Source organism: Mitsuaria sp. BK037, assembly GCF_014193045.1.
GTDB lineage: Bacteria > Pseudomonadota > Gammaproteobacteria > Burkholderiales > Burkholderiaceae_C > Roseateles.
Genome location: NZ_JACHYS010000004.1, coordinates 35,492 through 51,265, shown reverse-complemented (window position 1 = coordinate 51,265; position 15,774 = coordinate 35,492). Strand labels below are relative to the sequence as shown.

Annotated in this window: 11 protein-coding genes; 3 read left to right on the top strand and 8 right to left on the bottom strand. The window is 70.9% G+C overall.

Translation table 11 applies throughout. The features are described from left to right. Window positions 1-6 precede the first annotated feature (6 nt). The 4 genes from cobA to nirB all read right to left on the bottom strand — a co-directional run bounded on the left by cobA (window position 7) and on the right by nirB (window position 6,699). On the bottom strand, window positions 7-888 hold the full coding sequence (cobA, locus tag FHT37_RS21235; protein ID WP_183484333.1) for a uroporphyrinogen-III C-methyltransferase: 882 nt from the start codon (window positions 886-888) through the stop codon (window positions 7-9). Beyond that, window positions 885-3,677, bottom strand: a complete 2,793-nt coding sequence (locus tag FHT37_RS21230) for a nitrate reductase (protein ID WP_183485659.1) — start codon at window positions 3,675-3,677, stop codon at window positions 885-887. The genes cobA and FHT37_RS21230 overlap by 4 nt, the downstream gene beginning before the upstream one ends. Window positions 3,678-3,753: 76 nt before the next feature. Continuing rightward, window positions 3,754-4,134, bottom strand: coding sequence for a nitrite reductase small subunit NirD (gene nirD / locus FHT37_RS21225; RefSeq protein WP_091719853.1), 381 nt, complete (start codon window positions 4,132-4,134; stop codon window positions 3,754-3,756). Between the two features lie 15 nt (window positions 4,135-4,149). Next, the gene (nirB, locus tag FHT37_RS21220) at window positions 4,150-6,699 is read right to left on the bottom strand and encodes a nitrite reductase large subunit NirB (RefSeq protein ID WP_183484330.1); all 2,550 of its coding nucleotides are present in this window, start codon (window positions 6,697-6,699) and stop codon (window positions 4,150-4,152) included. A 50-nt stretch (window positions 6,700-6,749) separates the two neighbouring features. Between nirB and FHT37_RS21215 the strand changes: the two genes are divergently transcribed. Next, window positions 6,750-8,468: a bifunctional protein-serine/threonine kinase/phosphatase gene (locus FHT37_RS21215; protein ID WP_183484327.1), complete on the top strand. Its 1,719-nt coding sequence runs from the start codon at window positions 6,750-6,752 to the stop codon at window positions 8,466-8,468. A 16-nt stretch (window positions 8,469-8,484) separates the two neighbouring features. Here the strand turns inward: FHT37_RS21215 and FHT37_RS21210 are convergent, their stop codons facing one another. Next, window positions 8,485-9,762, bottom strand: coding sequence for a nitrate/nitrite transporter (locus tag FHT37_RS21210; RefSeq protein ID WP_183484324.1), 1,278 nt, complete (start codon window positions 9,760-9,762; stop codon window positions 8,485-8,487). A gap of 325 nt (window positions 9,763-10,087) precedes the next feature. On the opposite strand from FHT37_RS21210, the gene FHT37_RS21205 reads away from it, so the two are divergent. Then, window positions 10,088-11,548 (top strand): type IV pili methyl-accepting chemotaxis transducer N-terminal domain-containing protein, encoded by a 1,461-nt coding sequence (locus tag FHT37_RS21205; protein WP_183484321.1) that lies wholly within the window; start codon window positions 10,088-10,090, stop codon window positions 11,546-11,548. Window positions 11,549-11,554: 6 nt separating this feature from the next. Here the strand turns inward: FHT37_RS21205 and FHT37_RS21200 are convergent, their stop codons facing one another. Genes FHT37_RS21200 through FHT37_RS21190 form a run of 3 tightly spaced genes read right to left on the bottom strand, consistent with a single transcriptional unit; the run spans window position 11,555 to window position 14,571 of the window. Beyond that, on the bottom strand, window positions 11,555-12,358 hold the full coding sequence (locus FHT37_RS21200; protein ID WP_175538131.1) for an ABC transporter ATP-binding protein: 804 nt from the start codon (window positions 12,356-12,358) through the stop codon (window positions 11,555-11,557). A gap of 28 nt (window positions 12,359-12,386) precedes the next feature. After that, window positions 12,387-13,313, bottom strand: coding sequence for a nitrate ABC transporter permease (gene ntrB, locus FHT37_RS21195; RefSeq protein ID WP_183484318.1), 927 nt, complete (start codon window positions 13,311-13,313; stop codon window positions 12,387-12,389). Window positions 13,314-13,347: 34 nt separating this feature from the next. Beyond that, a complete protein-coding gene (locus tag FHT37_RS21190) occupies window positions 13,348-14,571 on the bottom strand; it encodes a CmpA/NrtA family ABC transporter substrate-binding protein (protein ID WP_183484315.1) in 1,224 nt (407 codons plus the stop codon). Between the two features lie 289 nt (window positions 14,572-14,860). Here FHT37_RS21190 and FHT37_RS21185 point away from each other — a divergent pair, with 289 nt between their 5' ends. Beyond that, on the top strand, window positions 14,861-15,766 hold the full coding sequence (locus tag FHT37_RS21185; protein ID WP_255489898.1) for a PEPxxWA-CTERM sorting domain-containing protein: 906 nt from the start codon (window positions 14,861-14,863) through the stop codon (window positions 15,764-15,766). Window positions 15,767-15,774: the final 8 nt, after the last annotated feature.

Below are 15,774 nucleotides of genomic sequence, written 5' to 3'. Positions count from 1 at the left end.
CCTCGTTCAGGCCGCGCGGAACGTCGCCAGCGGCTCGCCGACACGGCCGGCATCGGCATCGCTACCCGCGCCGGCGCCCGTCAATCCGGCATCCTCGCGCCATCGCGGCGACAAGGCGACCACCTCGCCGATCACGAGCAGCGCCGGACTGGGCAAGCCCTCGCGCTCGATCGCGGCCGGCAGCTCCGCCAGCGTCGTGAAGCATTCGCGCTGCCGCGGCGTGTGCGCCGCGCTGACGATCACGGCCGGCGTGCCCGGCGACAGGCCACCGTCCTGCAAGGCCTGCGCAATCGCCGCCGCGCGCGCCAGGCCCATGTAGACCACCAGCGTCAGCCGGCTCTTCGCCAGCGCCGCCCAATCGGGCGCGATGCCGTGCTCGCCGTTGTGCCCGGTCACGAAGGCCACGCCCGGCGTGCAGCGACGGTCCGTGACCGGCACGCCCACCGACGCTGGCGCCGCCAGCCCGGCCGACAGGCCGTTGATCACCTCGACCTCGATGCCGGCCTCGCGCAGCGCGTCGACTTCCTCGCCGCCACGACCGAACACGAACGGATCGCCGCCCTTCAGGCGCACGACACGCGCGCCCGCCCGGGCCTCGCGGATCATCAATTCATGGATGAAGCGCTGCTCCGTCGACACACAGCCGCCGCGCTTGCCCACGCGCAGCACCCGCGCCGTCGGTGGCAGGCAGGCGAGCACGCGCGCATCGACCAGGTCGTCGGTCAGCACCACCTCGGCCTGCTGAAGCCGCTTCATCGCCTTGACGGTGAGCAACTCCGGATCGCCCGGTCCCGCGCCGACGAGGGACACGCTCGGCGTGCCGGCGGACGTGCTGGCGCATGAAATCGCGGATGAGCTGGCGTTGGCGCTGGCATCGAGGGACGTCATGTCGCTTCCTTCACTGCATTCGAAACCGGAGACCCTGGCACGACGGTCTGCACCATGCGGCGCAGCGCCGGCAGACAGGAGCCGCACTGCGTGCCGCAGCGCAACGCGCCCTGCAGCGCCGCCAGGCGCGCCTGCGGCGCGTCGTCGGGCAGCCGCTGCAGGCAGGCGGTGATCGCGTCCTCGCGGACATTGAAGCAATTGCAGACCTGCGGGCTGACCGGCACGGCGGGCCCGTCCGCATCCGGCGCCAGCAGGCGGCGGCCGAAGGGCGCGACCGGCACGCGCTCGCTCCACAGCGCGTCGAGCCATGCTCCCTCACTGCCCTCGCCGACGCGCAACAGCGCCTGCAGACGCGCTTCGGCGCCTTCGCCATCCAGCCGCAAGGAGCGGCTGCGGCCGCGCCGCCCATCGGCATACCGCAGCACGCCGACACCGTTGAGCTGCAGCACCGTCGACAAGGCCTGCACCACCGGCGCGGGCGGCGGCTCGGCGAAGGCCAGCTCCAGGCTCCAGCCCTCCAGCCCGTCCTGCGCGGGTCCGGGCAGGCAGCAGGCGTACTCGGCCTGGTCCATCAGCACCCGCAGCTGGCTGCGCAGCGCGGCGGCCTGGCCCGGCTTCACCCAGGCCGCGCCGAACACGCGCCAGGGCAACGCCACCGCCTCCACCGAGACGGCCGCGAACTTCAGCTCGGGCTGCCGCGCATCCGGACAGAACGCCGATTGCGTCAGCGCATTGATGCCCAGCTGGCCGCGCCCGCCGAGGAACTCGCTGCCCCAGTGCATCGGCAACCAGGCCTGCTGCGGGCCGACGCCCTCGTCCGCGCGCAGCGGCACGATCAGCGGTCCGCGGCGCGACTGCACGCGCACCAGCGCGCCCGCCGTCAACCCGCGGCGCGCGATGTCCTGCGGATGCATCGACAGCGCGGGCGCCGGCTCGCCGGCGAAGAGCCGCGCGACCGTGCCGCTGCGGCTCATGCCGTGCCACTGGTCGCGCAGCCGCCCGGTGCTCAGCGCCAGCGGGAATTTCGGATCCTGCATCTCGGCCGTCGGCTTGAAGGGCTTCGCGATGAAACGCGCCCGGCCGTCGGCATGCGCGAAGCGGCGATCCTCGTAGAGCCGGGCCTGCGCGGCCTCGGCGCCGGCCGGCCAGGGCCACTGCCGCGGCGCCTCCTCCAGCATCGCGTAGCTCAGCCCGCCGATGTCCAGGTCGCGCCCGCGCGTGGCTTCACGATGCTCGATCCACGGCTGCTCCGGCGTCTCCCAGTCGAAGAGGCTGGGCCGGCCCGGACGCAGGACCGTCTCCATGCGCTGCGCGACGTCGCGCACGATGCGCCAGTCGGCGCGCGATTCGCCGGCCGGCGACAGCGCGGCGCGCACGCGGCTGATGCGCCGCTCGCTGTTGGTGACGGTGCCGTCCTTCTCCGCCCAGGTGGCGGCCGGCAGCACCACGTCGGCGAAGGCCGCCGTCGCCGTGCCGGAAAAGGCTTCCTGCAGGATGACCAGCTCGCAGCGCTCGAGCGCCGCGCGCACCAGCGCCTGGTCGGGCATGGACTGCGCCGGATTCGTGCAGGCGATCCACAGCGCCTTGACCTCGCCGCGGGCGGCGGCCTGGAACAGTTCCACCGCCGTCTTGCCCGGCTGGTCGGGCATCGCGTCGACGCCCCACAGCGCAGCCACTTCATCGCGATGCGCGGCGTTGCCTGGATCGCGGTGACCGGGCAGCAGCGTCGCCATGCCGCCGCTCTCGCGCCCGCCCATCGCGTTGGGCTGGCCGGTGAGCGAGAACGGCCCCGCCCCGGCGCGACCGACCTGGCCCGTCGCGAGGTGCAGGTTGATCAGCGCCGTGTTCTTCGCCGCGCCACTGCTGCTCTGGTTCAGGCCCATGCAGTACAGCGACAGCGTCGACGGCGACTGCGCGAACCACTGCGCCGCCTGCAGGATCTGCGCTTCCTTGAGGCCGGTGAGCCGCGCCGATTCGCTCGGCGTCATCGTGCGCACCAGCGCCTTCAGTTCCGCGAAGCCGGCGGTGTGCCGCTCGATGAAGTCCGCGTCGATCCAGCCCTCCCAGATCGCCGCGTGCAACATGCCGTGGAACAGCGCGATGTCGCTGCCCGGCTTGATCGCGAGGTGCAGATCGGCGAACTCGGCCGTCTCGGTGCGGCGCGGGTCCACCACGATGATCTTCATCTGCGGCCGCGCCGCGCGGGCCGCCTCGATGCGGCGGAACAGGATGGGATGCGCCCACGCGGTGTTGGAGCCGGCGATGAACAGGCAGTCGGCCCGCTCCAGGTCCTCGTAGCAGGTGGGCGGCGCGTCGGCGCCCAGCGACTGCTTGTAGCCGACCACCGCCGAGCTCATGCACAGCCGCGAGTTGCTGTCGATGTTGTTGGTGCCGACCAGGCCGCGCGCCAGCTTGTTGAACGCGTGGTAGTCCTCGGTCAGCAGCTGGCCCGAGATGTAGAAGCCGATCGCGTCCGGCCCATGCTCGGCGCGGATCGCCAGCAGCTGCTCGGCGATGCGGCGCGTGGTCGTGTCCCAGTCCTGCGGCTCGAACGCATCGTCGCGCGTGGGCCGCCAGGCCGGCTGCAGCAGGCGCTGCTGCTGGCGCACCAGCGGCGTCGCGGTCAGGTGCAGCGTCGAGCCCTTGGTGCACAGCCGGCCGAAGTTGGCCGGGTGGTCGGGATCACCGCGCACGCCGACGACGCGCGTGGCATCGCCCTCGCCCGCCGTGTCGATCAGCACGCCGCAGCCGACCCCGCAGTACGGGCAGGTCGAGCGCGTGCTGCGCACGCCCTCGGCCGGCGCGTGCGTGGACGCGGCGGGCTCGCGATCCTGGGGCACCCGGGCGTTCATCGGCCGGTGCCGTTCAGCAGGCCACGCGGGTGCAGGGACCGGCCATGACCGGCGGCAGGTCGATGCCCACCGTGTCCAGTTCCTGCCGGTCCAGCAGCACGACGCCGTCCTCGACCTTGACCTGGAACACCGGCGTGCGGCCTTCATCCGGCTCGCGCGCGCAGCCGTTCTCCAGCGCGATGGTCCAGTTGTGCAGCGGGCAGGCGACGGCATTGCCGAAGACGATGCCCTGGCTCAGCGGCCCGGCCTTGTGGGGGCAGCGGTCGAGCAGCGCGTGGATGCGGTCGTCGGCGGTGCGGAACAGCGCCACCTGCGGGCCCTTGGCGCGGGCGACGCGGCGCGAGCCCAGCACGGGAATGTCGGTGACGGCGCACACGGAGATCCAGTCGGTCATGGCGGGGCCTCTTGATCAGAAGGGGCCGCGCAGCGGCGCGGCGGGAACGGGTTTGGCGCCGGCACCGGCGGACCCGGCGGACGTCGCGCCGGCCGGGACGGCGACGCTGGCCACCGGCTCGAACTGGCGCACGTCAACCTGGGCCTTGGCGAACTCGAACCACGGATCGGGCTCGCCATCGAGCGCGTACTGCAGCTCGGCCCACAGCGCCTTGCGGCCCTCGTGGTCCTCGAGGATGCGCTGCTTCACATGGTCCAGCCCGACGCGGCTGACGTAGTGCACGGTGCGCTCGAGGTACCAGCCCTCCTTGCGGTAGAGCTGCATGAAGGCGCCGGTGTACTCCATCACCTCCTCGGCGGTCTTGAGCTTGACCAGGAAGTGCGCGACCTCGGTCTTGATGCCGCCATTGCCGGCGATGTACATCTCCCAGCCGGAGTCCACGCCGATGATGCCGACGTCCTTGATGCCAGCCTCGGCGCAGTTGCGCGGGCAGCCGCTGACGGCGAACTTGACCTTGTGCGGCGCGTACATGCGCCACATCGCGCGCTCCAGGTCCTTGCCCATCTGCGTGCTGTCCTGCGTGCCCATGCGGCACCACTCGGAGCCGACGCAGGTCTTCACCGTGCGCAGCGCCTTCGCGTAGGCATGGCCGCTGGGCATGCCGATGTCGCGCCAGACGTCGACCAGATCCTCCTTGCGCACCCCCAGCAGGTCGATGCGCTGGCCGCCGGTCACCTTCACGGTGGGGATCTTGTACTTGTCGACGGCGTCGGCGATGCGGCGCAGCTCATCGGCGGAGGTCTCCCCGCCCCACATGCGCGGGATCACCGAGTAGGTGCCGTCCTTCTGGATGTTGGCGTGGCTGCGCTCGTTGATGAAGCGCGATTGCGGATCGTCCACGGCCTCCTTGGGCCAGGAGGAGATCAGGTAGTAGTTGAGCGCCGGACGGCAGGTCGCGCAGCCGTTGGGCGTCTTCCAGTTCAGGCGGTCGTAGACCTCGTCCAGCTTGACCAGGTGCTCCTTGAAGATGGCATCGCGCACCTCCTGGTGGCTCAGCTCGGTGCAGCCGCACACGGCCTTCTTCTTCGGCGTGGCCGAGTAGTCGCCGCCCGCAGTGAACATCAGCAGCTGCTCGACCAGCCCGGTGCAGGAGCCGCAGCTCGCGCTGGCCTTGGTGTGCTTGCGCACCTCCTCCAGCGTGAACAGGCCCTTCTCCTTGATCGCCTTGCAGACGGCGCCCTTCGTCACGCCGTTGCAGCCGCAGACCTCGTCGCTGTCGGCCATCGCGGCGGCCTTGTTGTGGCCCTGGTGGCCGACGTCGCCGATGTTGCTTTCGCCGAACATCAGCTTGTCCCGGATGTCGCCGATCTTGCGGCCCTCGCGCAGCAGCTTGAAGTACCAGCTGCCGTCGACGGTGTCGCCGTACAGGCAAGCGCCGACCAGTTGGTCGTTCTTGATCACCAGCTTCTTGTAGACGCCGGCGAAGGGGTCGCTCATCACGATCTCCTCGGTGCCCTCGCCGCCCATGAAGTCGCCGGCCGAGAACAGGTCGATGCCGGTCACCTTCAGCTTGGTGCTGGTCTGGCTGCCGAGGTAGCGGCCGATGCCGAACTGCGCCAGGTGATTCGCGCAGACCTTGCCCTGCTCGAACAGCGGCGCCACCAGGCCGTAGGCGATGCCGCGGTGCGCGGCGCACTCGCCGACGGCGTAGATGCGGGGATCGGTCACCGTCTGCAGCGTGTCGGTGACGACGATGCCGCGGTGGCAGTGCAGGCCGGCGCTTTCGGCCAGCGCGGTGTTGGGGCGGATGCCGGCGGCCATCACGACGAGGTCGGCGGGAATCTCCTCGCCATCCTTGAAGCGGACGGCCCGGACCCGGCGGCGAGCCGGGGCCTCCCCATCCAGGCGGCCCTCCTCCTCGCCGATCAGCGCCTCGGTCTGCGCGCCCATGCGGAAGCGCAGGCCGCGCTCCTGCAGCGACTTGCGCAGCAGGTCGCCGGCCTGGTCGTCGAGCTGGCGCTCCATCAGCCAGTCGCCGATGTGCACGACGGTGACCTGCATGCCGCGCAGCATCAGGCCGTTGGCCGCTTCCAGGCCCAGCAGGCCGCCGCCGATGACGACGGCGTGCTGGTACCGGGTCGCCGCCTCGATCATCGTGTTGGTGTCGGTGATGTCGCGGTAGCCGATCACGCCGTCCAGGTCCTTGCCGGGCACCGGCAGGATGAAGGGGTTGGAGCCGGTGGCGATCAGCAGCCGGTCATAGTCGGCCTCGGTGCCGTCGGCCGCGATCACCTTGCGCTTGATGCGATCGATCTGCGTGACCGTCTTGCCCAGGTGCAGCGTGATGCCGTTCTCCTCGTACCAGGAGAGCGGGTTCAGGATGATCTCGTCCAGCGTCTGCTCGCCGGCGAGCACCGGGCTGAGCAGGATGCGGTTGTAGTTCGGATGCGACTCGGCGCCGAACACGGTGATGTCGTACAGATCGGGCGAGATCTTCAGCAGCTCTTCCAGGGTGCGGACGCCGGCCATGCCGTTGCCCACCATCACCAGCTTCATCTTTTTCATGCGGCACGCTCCAATCGGATTCGGGCGATGACGGCAGAATCGCCGCCACCATGAGTTTTGACATCGCCATCGGCCTGGCCAGCGACCGCGGTCCGCGGGAACGCAACGAGGACTTCGCCGCCGTGCAGCGGCCGCAGGACGCGCGCGAGGCCGGCAAGGGCTGGATCGCGGCGCTGGCCGACGGCGTCTCCGGACAGCCCGGCCAACCTGGCGAGGGCGGTGGCCGCATGGCGGCGCAGACCACCGTCGGCGCGCTGGTGCGCGACTACCACGCCACGCCGCGCCACTGGGACACCACCGTCGCGCTGGACCGGCTGATCGCCGCGCAGAACGGCTGGCTGGCCCATCACAACCGTCGCGGCGAGCGCTCGGCGCTGACGACGCTCAGCGCCGTCGTGCTGCAGGGTGGTGGCTACACGGTGGCCCATGTCGGCGACAGCCGCGTCTGGCTGATCCGCGAGGGCCAGGCCACGCAGCTGACGCAGGACCACGCCATCGACCAGAGCGACTTCGCGCGGCTCACCCGCGCCATCGGCCTCGATGACACGGTGCGCGTCGACTACGCGCAAGGCGACCTGCGCGCCGGCGACCGGCTGCTGCTCACCAGCGACGGCGTGCACGGCCCGTTGCGCGCGAGCCAGCTCGCCGAACTGGCGATGGGCGAGGACGCCCAGGCCGCGGCCGAGGCGCTGGTCCGCGCCGCGCTCGAGGCGGGCGGACGCGACAACGCGACCGCGCTGCTGGTGCTGGTGCGCGCGCCGGGCACCGCCGATTACGACGACCTGCTGCGCGGCGCGCAGCGCCTGCCCGTCCCGCCGCGCTTGAAGGCCGGGGATCTGCTCGACGGCCTGCGCATCACCGCGCTGGTGGCCGACAACGGCGTGCATCGGCTCTTCCGCGCCCGCCGCGACGAGGACCTTGGCGACCTGCGACCGCTCGCCTTGAAGACGCTCGCCGAGGCCCGCGGCGACGACCCGCAGGAGCGCGCCATGCTCGCGCACGAGGGCTGGGTGACGCGCCGCGTCGGCGACCACCCCGGATTGGTGCGCGGCCACGAGACGCCGGATGCCAGCGCGCTGTACCTGCTGGCCGACTGGCATGACGGCCGCACGCTCGAAGACCTGATGGCCGAGGGCCGGCCGGCGCTGGCCGACTTCCTGGCCGCGGCCGGCGAGATCGCCGCCGCGCTGGGCCGGCTGCATCGCGCCGGCATCGTGCATCGCGACATCAAGCCCGGCAACCTGCACTTGGGCGACGACGGCCGCTGGCGCCTGCTGGACCTGGGCGTGGCGCTGTCCGGCCACGAACCCGAGGCGCTGCGCGACCTGCATGCCGGCACGCCGAGCTACATCAATCCCGAGCAGTGGGACGATCCGCCGGCGCCCGCGGACGCCGGCAGCGATCTCTTCGCGCTGGGCGTGACGCTGTACCAGTGGCTCACCGGCCGGCTGCCCTACGGCGAGATCGAGCCCTACCAGCGCGGCCGCTACCGGCACGACCCGCGTCCGCCCTCGCGGTTGCGGCCCGACGTGCCGATCTGGCTCGACCGGCTGCTGCTGAAGGCCGTGCATCGCGAGGCCGCGGCCCGCTTCGAGACCGCCGACGAGTTGCTGCTGGCGCTGGAGCGCGGCGCCTCGCGCCCGCTGCCCGCCGCCGGCGGCAGCGCGCTCGCGCGTCGCAATCCGCTCGCGGCCTGGCAGCTCGCCTTCGGCCTGTCGGCGCTGCTCAACCTGCTGCTGCTGGTCTGGCTGCTGTTCCTGCCGCGCTGAACGCGGCCGGGCCGCGTCAACGCGCTTCATAGGCCCTCCCGTGGGACGGCGCCGAGGCGGCGCTGCTCGCCGTGCCCGCGGCGGGCATGCGGGCGCGGCCGCCGCGCTCGGCCCAGGTGCGGGTCCAGCGGATCTGCATCACGCGCATCACGCCCAGCATCAGCAGCGACAGCACCGCGAAGATCGCGAAGCCCCAGAAGTAGGTCCCGGCGTATTGCTTGGACAGGCCCATCAGGTTGGGCACCAGGCCGCCGCCGAGCGCGCCGACCTCGCCGATCATCGAGCCCGCCACCGCCGTGGCCGCGGGCCAGCGCAGCGGCACCAGCTGGAACAGCGCGCCGTTGCCAGCGCCCAGCGCGGCGAAGCACGCGATCAGCAGCAGCGTCGTGGCCACCAGCGATCCACCGGCCAGGCCCACCAGCAGCAGCGTCACCGTCACCGCGACCAGCACCACGGTCAGCGTGTTGACGCCGCCCCAGCGGTCGGAGATCCAGCCGCCCATCACGCGCACCGCGGCGCCCATGAATGCCGCCAGCATCGTCAGCTGGCCGGCCTGCACCTTGGAGACGCCGAACTGGTCGTAGTAGTAGGTGGGCAGGAAGGTGATGAGCCCGATGAAGCCGCCGAAGGTGACCGCGTAGATCAGGCTGAAGGCCCAGCCGTCCTTCTCGAACAGGCAGGCCATGTGGCTGCGCAGGCCGGCATGGCTGTCGACATCGGGCGGCTCCTTGGCGAAGACGATCATCACGAGCATCGGCACCAGGATCGCGGCGCCGGCGACCGCGTAGACCGTCTGCCAGCCCAGCCACTGCGCCAGCGGCGGCGCCACCAGCACCGACACCGCGGTGCCGACGTTGCCCGCGCCCACCAGGCCCATCGCCAGGCCCTTGTACTTGGGCGGGTACCAGCCCGAGCCCAGCGACAGCGCGACGCCGAAGCTCGCGCCGGCGATGCCCAGCAGCACGCCCATGGCGAGCAGGTCGTCGTAGCCCTTGACCATGAAGAAGCCGTAGCCCATGGCGACGGCGATCAGCGCCATCTCGACCAGCGTCGCGTTCTTGCGGCCGATGTATTGCGACAGCACGCCCAGCGGGAAGCGCATCAGCGCGCCCGCCATGATAGGAATCGACAGCATCAGGCCCTTCTGCGCGGCGCTGAGCTGGTAGGCCTCGCTGATGAAGGGCGCGAGCGCGCCGTTCAGCACCCAGATACAGCACGAGAACGCGAAGTACAGGAACGCCGCACCGAGGGTCGGGGCGTGACCGGAGCGCAGGAAGGTGCGGAACGCTGCCATGGCGGGGAGGCTCTGGGTGGCTGGAACGAAAAAAGGCCGCGTCGAGCACCGGGCTCGGCGTGGCCTTCTGACGGATGGGGCATCGGGTCGCTCGGCGGCCCGCTGCGAAGACCGCGGGGCCGGAACCCCGCGCGGGTGCGGCGCGTCATTGCGCCACGCACCTTCCTTCGCAAGTCGCGTGCCAGTTTGCTGCACCGCACCCAGGCCGCCCGACGCTGGCGCGAAGGGCTTATGCTGCGACGCGCCGAGGACCACCCCGGTTCCCGGCGCCCCGACGAGGCGGCCGACGCCGCCTTTCTCCTCTGTCGCGCCCCGCCTGCCGCCCATGTCCGCGTCCCTGCCCGCGCCCGCCTCACGCCCCCTCGATGACGCCGCCGACGATGGCGATGCCCTGCCCCGCCGCGTGCTGCTGCTGGGCGGCGAACGCGTCCCGTCCGACCTGCTGGCCCCGCCGCCGCACTGGATCGTGGCGTCCGTGCACCAGCCCGGACGCGACAGCTTGGTGCGTGCCGCACAAGAACAGGCCGTCGAGGCCTTCGTGCTGCTGGCCGACGCCGACCAGGTCGACGGCTGGCTCGATGCGATCGAGGCCGCTGGCGAGGCCTTCCGGAGGTCGCCCGCGGTCGATGCGCCGGGCGCGCTGCCCGGGCTGGCCGTCGTGCCCGACGCGCCGGCGCTGCCACCGCCCGTCCAGCAGCGCGCGCTGGCGCTGGGGGTGCAGCTCATCCTGGAGGCGATGCTTCCCGCCGAGGCGCTGCGCCGCCAGCTGCGCTGGGCCGTCTGGCAGGCCGGCCGCTTCGCGGCGGTGCGCGCGCAGCTCGACGACCGCAAGTGGACCGAGCGCGCCAAGGGCCTGCTGATGTCGGCGCGCGACCTGGACGAGGACAGCGCCTTCCGCCTGCTGCGCGAAACCGCCATGCATGCGCACCTGCGACTGGGCGAGGTGGCGCGCTCGGTGGTGCAGTCGGCGCAGCTGGCCGAGGCGGTCAACCTCGCCGGACAGCAGCGCATGCTCAGCCAGCGGCTGGTGAAGCTGATGGCGCAGCGGGCCGCCGGCATCGAAGCCAAGCGGGCGAAGACGCTGCAGGACGAGTCCTGCGCGCGCGTGGCGAGCAACCTGTCGCGGTTGCCGGCGCTGTTGCCCGCGTTGTTGCCGCCGATGTCATCGCCGATGTCGCCCGCGCCGGCCGCCGCGATGTCGCCCTCGATGTCGCCCGCGCCGGGGCCTTCGTCCTCCGCCGCGCCGGAGTCGGTCTCATCGCGGGCCGCGCTGCAGGTCGACCCGGTCATCGACGCCTGGCGACGCCTGGAGCCGCTGCTCGCCGGCAAGCCGACGGCCGAGGCCCTGCTCGCCGCCGATGCAGCCGCCGAGGACCTTCGCGCGCACTCTGATGCGCTCGCCTCGGCCATCGCGGCCTGCGGCGGCGGCAAGCCGCTGCATGTCGTCAACCTCTGCGGTCGCCAGCGGATGCTGAGCCAGCAACTGGCCAAGGAAGCGCTGCTGGCGGACCTGCTGCCCAGCCGGAATCCGGCGGTGCTGCTCGACAGCCTGGATCGTTTTGCCGCCGGGCTGGCGGAGCTGGAGAGCTCGCCGCTGTCGAGCGACGCGATCCGGGCCTTGCTGGCGGAGGTCGGCGCCGAGTGGCTGCGGCTGATGCGCAGCCTGCGTGACGCCCATGGCCGCGAGGCGGCCGCGGGACTGGCCCGCAGCAGCGAGATCCTGCTTGACCGGCTGGACCTGCTCACCGCGCATTACCAGCAGAGCTTGCAGATCATCCTGGGGTGAGGGTCTTCAAGCCGCCCGGGCCTCCGTGTGGCGATGCCGCGTGTAGAGGAAGTCGATCACCGCCTTGCGCGCATGCACGTAGACCGGATCCTCCGCGAGCGCGACCCGGTCCCTCGGCCGCGCCAGCCGCACCGGCAGCACCTCGCCGATCGTCGCCGCGGGTCCGTTGGTCATCATCACGATGCGATCCGACAGCAGCACCGCCTCGTCGACATCGTGCGTGACCATCACCACGGTGCTGCGCGTCGCGGCGACGATCTTCAGCAGCTCATCCTGCAGATGCGCCCGCGTCAGCGCATCCAGCGCGCCGAAGGGCTCGTCCATCAGCAGCACCTTGGGCTCCATCGCCAGCGCCCGCGCGATGCCGACGCGCTGCTTCATCCCGCCCGAGATCTCATGCGGCCGCTTGAACATCGCATGCCCCATGCCGACCAGGTACAGCGCTTCCTCCGTCCGCGCCATCAGTCGCGGACGCAGTTCCCGGCCGCCGAAGACGGACTCGACCGCCAGCAGCACGTTGTCGAAGCAGGTCAGCCACGGCAGCAGCGAATGGTTCTGGAACACCACCGCCCGCTCCGGCCCCGGACCGGCGATCTCGCGGCCGTCGCAGAGCAGGCCGCCGCCGGTGGGCCGCAGCAGGCCGGCGATCAGGTTCAGCAGCGTCGACTTGCCGCAGCCCGAATGACCGATCAGCGTCACGAACTCGCCCTGGGCAATGTCCAGGTCGATGTCGCGCAGCGCGTGGAAGCGTCCCTGGCGGGTCGAGAACACCATGTCGGCCCGCTGCACGCGGATGAAGGGAGTGCTCATCAGGATCTCCTGGTCGCGCTTGATGCGCTCAATCGTCGAAAGAGAAACGCCTGGCCAGCGCCATCAGCGCCCATTCCAGCAGCAGGCCCACGATGCCGATCACGAAGATCGCGATCAGGATGTGCCGCACGTTGAGGTTGTTCCACTCGTCCCAGACCCAGAAGCCGATGCCCACGCCGCCGGTCAGCATCTCCGCCGCGACGATCACCAGCCAGGCCGTGCCCACCGACAGCCGCACGCCGGTCAGCATGTAGGGCAGCACCGCCGGGAACAGGATGCGCGTCACCAGCTTCCACTCCGACAGCCGCAGCACGCGCGCGACGTTCAGGTAGTCCTGCGGCACGCGCTGCACGCCCACCGCGGTGTTGACCACCATCGGCCAGATCGAGCAGATGAAGATGGTCCAGATCGCCGCCGGGTTGGCGCTCTTGAACACCAGCAGCCCGATCGGCAGCCAGGCCAGCGGCGACACCGGCTTGAGCAGGCTGATCAGCGGCGACAGCATGCGGCTCGCGAATTCGAAGCGGCCGATGATGAAACCCAGCGGGATGCCCACGGCCGCCGCGAGGCCGAAGCCCAGCCCGACACGCTCCAGCGAGTTCAGGATGTTCCAGCCGATGCCCTGGTCGTTGGGGCCGTTGCGATAGAACGGATCGGCGAACAGCTGGACCGCGGCGTCCCAGGTGGCGCCGGGCGTCGGGAAGGCGCCGCCCTTGAGCGTGGCGACGGTCCAGACGAGCCACAGCAGGCCGAGCCCGAGCACCGGCGGCAGTACGCGCATCCACAGGCTGCGCCAGTCGATGCCGGCGCGCGGCGGGCGCGCGGACGGCGCGGCCGGCGTGGACGGCGCGACCGGTTCGTTGGCCGCGTCGCGGGCCAGCGGCTTGGGCGGGACCACCGGGGCGCTCATCGGCTCGGCGGCGTCGGTGGGGGAATGGAACACGGCACTGACCATGACGGCCTCCTGCGGGGATCGGATGAAGCGCCGTTCAGGCGCGGACCTTGAAGGCATCGGCGTACTTCGCCGGATCCTTGCCGTCCCAGACGACGCCGTCGAAGAACTTCGCGGACCGCATCGTCTCCTTGGGCACCGAGACGCCCAGCGCCGCCGCGGCCTGCTTGTAGAGCTCGACCTGGTTGACCTGGCGGGCCACGCCCAGGTAGTCCGGATGCTCCTTGATCAGGCCCCAGCGCTTGTGCTGCGTGAGGAACCACATGCCGTCGGACAGCCAGGGGAAGTTGACCTGGCCGTCGCTGAAGAACTTCATGTAGTTGGGGTCGTCCCAGGTCCGGCCCAGGCCGTTCTGGTACCGGCCCAGGATCCGCTGGTTGATCGCGTCGACGCTGGTGTTGACGTAGGCCTTGTCGGCGATGGTCTCGGCCATCTTCTGCTTGTTGGACAGGCTCGCGTCGATCCAGCGGCCCGCCTCGAGCACGGCCATGATCACGGCGCGCGCGGTGTTCGGGTACTTCTTCACGAAGTCGCCGGTGGTGCCCAGCACCTTCTCCGGATGGTCCTTCCAGATGTCCTGCGTCGTGGCCGCGGTGATGCCGATGCCATCGATGATGGCGCGATGGTTCCAGGGCTCGCCGACGCAGAAGCCGTCCATGTTGCCCACGCGCATGTTGGCCACCATCTGCGGCGGCGGCACGGTGATCACCTTGGCGTCCTTCATCGGGTTCACGCCCGCGGCGGCCAGCCAGTAGTAGAGCCACATCGCATGCGTGCCGGTCGGGAAGGTCTGCGCGAAGGTGTAGTCGCGCTGCTCCTTCTTCATCGCGCGGGTCAGCGACGCGGCGTCAACCGCGCCCGCCTCGGCGAGCTTCTTCGACAGCGTGATCGCCTGCCCGTTGTTGTTGAGCGTCATCAGCACGGCCATGTCCTTCTTCGGACCCGCCACGCCCAGGTGCACGCCGTAGATGAGGCCGTAGAGGACATGCGCCATGTCGAGCTCGCCGTTGACGAGCTTGTCGCGCACGCCGGCCCAGGAGGCCTCCTTGGTGGGCACGATCTTGATGCCGTACTTCTTGTCGAAGCCCAGCGCGGCGGCCATCACCACCGACGCGCAGTCGGTCAGCGGGATGAAGCCGATGCGGACCTCCTCCTTCTCCGGCTTGTCCGAGCCCGCGGCATAGGCGCCACCGCCCGGCAGCGCGGACAGCCCGCCCAGCGCCGCTCCGGCGGCGAGCAGCTTGCGACGCTCAGCGCTCATCAGACCCTCCTTGGAACCGTGTTGCATTCAAGACCTCCGGGAAAGAAAACAAAAAAGGCGTCGCGATCGGACCCGGCGCGGTGCGCGGGTGCGATCGGACGCCTTTGTCCGAACCTTGTTGGGGCGGCCCTCACGCCGTTGCGAGGGCTTGCCGATCACTACGCATGAAGCGTGCCAAGGCCGCGCACGCGGCGTGCCCGCGGAAGCGGTTTCGTGGGGCGGCGTGAACGTCGGCCGTCGGCTAACTTCCGTGAAGCCGCCGCGAACGATGCGGCAAGGGAGACAAGACATGGATGGCCTTCATTCGCGCCGCTGGCGCGCTTTCGCGCTGGCCGGCCTGACGAGCTTCGGCGCGGTCGCGGCGCAAGCGGGGACTCAGAGCGTTTCGCAGAACACCTATCTGCTGGTCAATGGCGCGGTCACTCAGTCGGTGCTCGACCATCAGCCGTCGGCCGCCGCCGGCCACCTGTACGAGGGTTCGCTGACGAGCAGCTGGCAGAAGACGGGGCTGAGCGCGAGCGGTAGCGCCTTCACACGCGCCGCGGCGGGCGACGGCTGGTTGCTGGCCGATGTCCGGAACGCCGTCTCATTGACGTCGACGTTGCCGCTTCAGCAGAGCGTCATGGTCTACAGCTTCGTCTCCGCGACGCTCGTGGACGACTTCATGATCACCTGCGACGGCTGCGTCGCAGGGACGACCGGCTACATGCTCGCGCAGTACGCCTTCGGGACGAATCAGGAGTCGTTCGGAAGCGGCGGCACGCCATCCACAGGCCGGAACTTCTACGCCTCCGCCGCGATCGGCAACGAGTACTGGGCCGCGCTCGACAACGGCGAATGGGTCGGCAACGCCTGGGGCTTCAGCTATCAAAGCTTCGTCGTGGGCCAGCCAATCCACCTGGAACTTCAACTCTCCGTCGACGTGTACTCCGGCGCGGTTTCGGTCGTCGGCGACGGGTCCGAATCCTGGATCGTTTCGCGGGATACGAGCGGCGGGCACCGCGTGTCCTGGGGAGGCATCCGCGATGTCACGGTCGGCGGCCAGGCGGTGACGAACTTCAATGCCTACAGCCTCGACGGGCGGGTGAACTACGCCCTGGCCGCCGTGCCGCTGGTACCCGAACCCGGCACGTGGGCGCTGATGCTCGGCGGCCTGGCGGCGCTGGGCGCGCTGGCGCGACGTCGGCGCGACTGATCACGACC

What these genes read in the sequence shown, in the direction of transcription:
- cobA (WP_183484333.1), bottom strand. Translation starts at nt 888, where the DNA reads ATGACGTCCCTCGATGCCAGCGCCAACGCCAGCTCATCCGCGATTTCA.
- nirD (WP_091719853.1), bottom strand. Translation starts at nt 4,134, where the DNA reads ATGACCGACTGGATCTCCGTGTGCGCCGTCACCGACATTCCCGTGCTG.
- nirB (WP_183484330.1), bottom strand. Translation starts at nt 6,699, where the DNA reads ATGAAAAAGATGAAGCTGGTGATGGTGGGCAACGGCATGGCCGGCGTC.
- FHT37_RS21215 (WP_183484327.1), top strand. Translation starts at nt 6,750, where the DNA reads ATGAGTTTTGACATCGCCATCGGCCTGGCCAGCGACCGCGGTCCGCGG.
- FHT37_RS21210 (WP_183484324.1), bottom strand. Translation starts at nt 9,762, where the DNA reads ATGGCAGCGTTCCGCACCTTCCTGCGCTCCGGTCACGCCCCGACCCTC.
- FHT37_RS21205 (WP_183484321.1), top strand. Translation starts at nt 10,088, where the DNA reads ATGTCCGCGTCCCTGCCCGCGCCCGCCTCACGCCCCCTCGATGACGCC.
- FHT37_RS21200 (WP_175538131.1), bottom strand. Translation starts at nt 12,358, where the DNA reads ATGAGCACTCCCTTCATCCGCGTGCAGCGGGCCGACATGGTGTTCTCG.
- ntrB (WP_183484318.1), bottom strand. Translation starts at nt 13,313, where the DNA reads ATGGTCAGTGCCGTGTTCCATTCCCCCACCGACGCCGCCGAGCCGATG.
- FHT37_RS21190 (WP_183484315.1), bottom strand. Translation starts at nt 14,571, where the DNA reads ATGAGCGCTGAGCGTCGCAAGCTGCTCGCCGCCGGAGCGGCGCTGGGC.
- FHT37_RS21185 (WP_255489898.1), top strand. Translation starts at nt 14,861, where the DNA reads ATGGATGGCCTTCATTCGCGCCGCTGGCGCGCTTTCGCGCTGGCCGGC.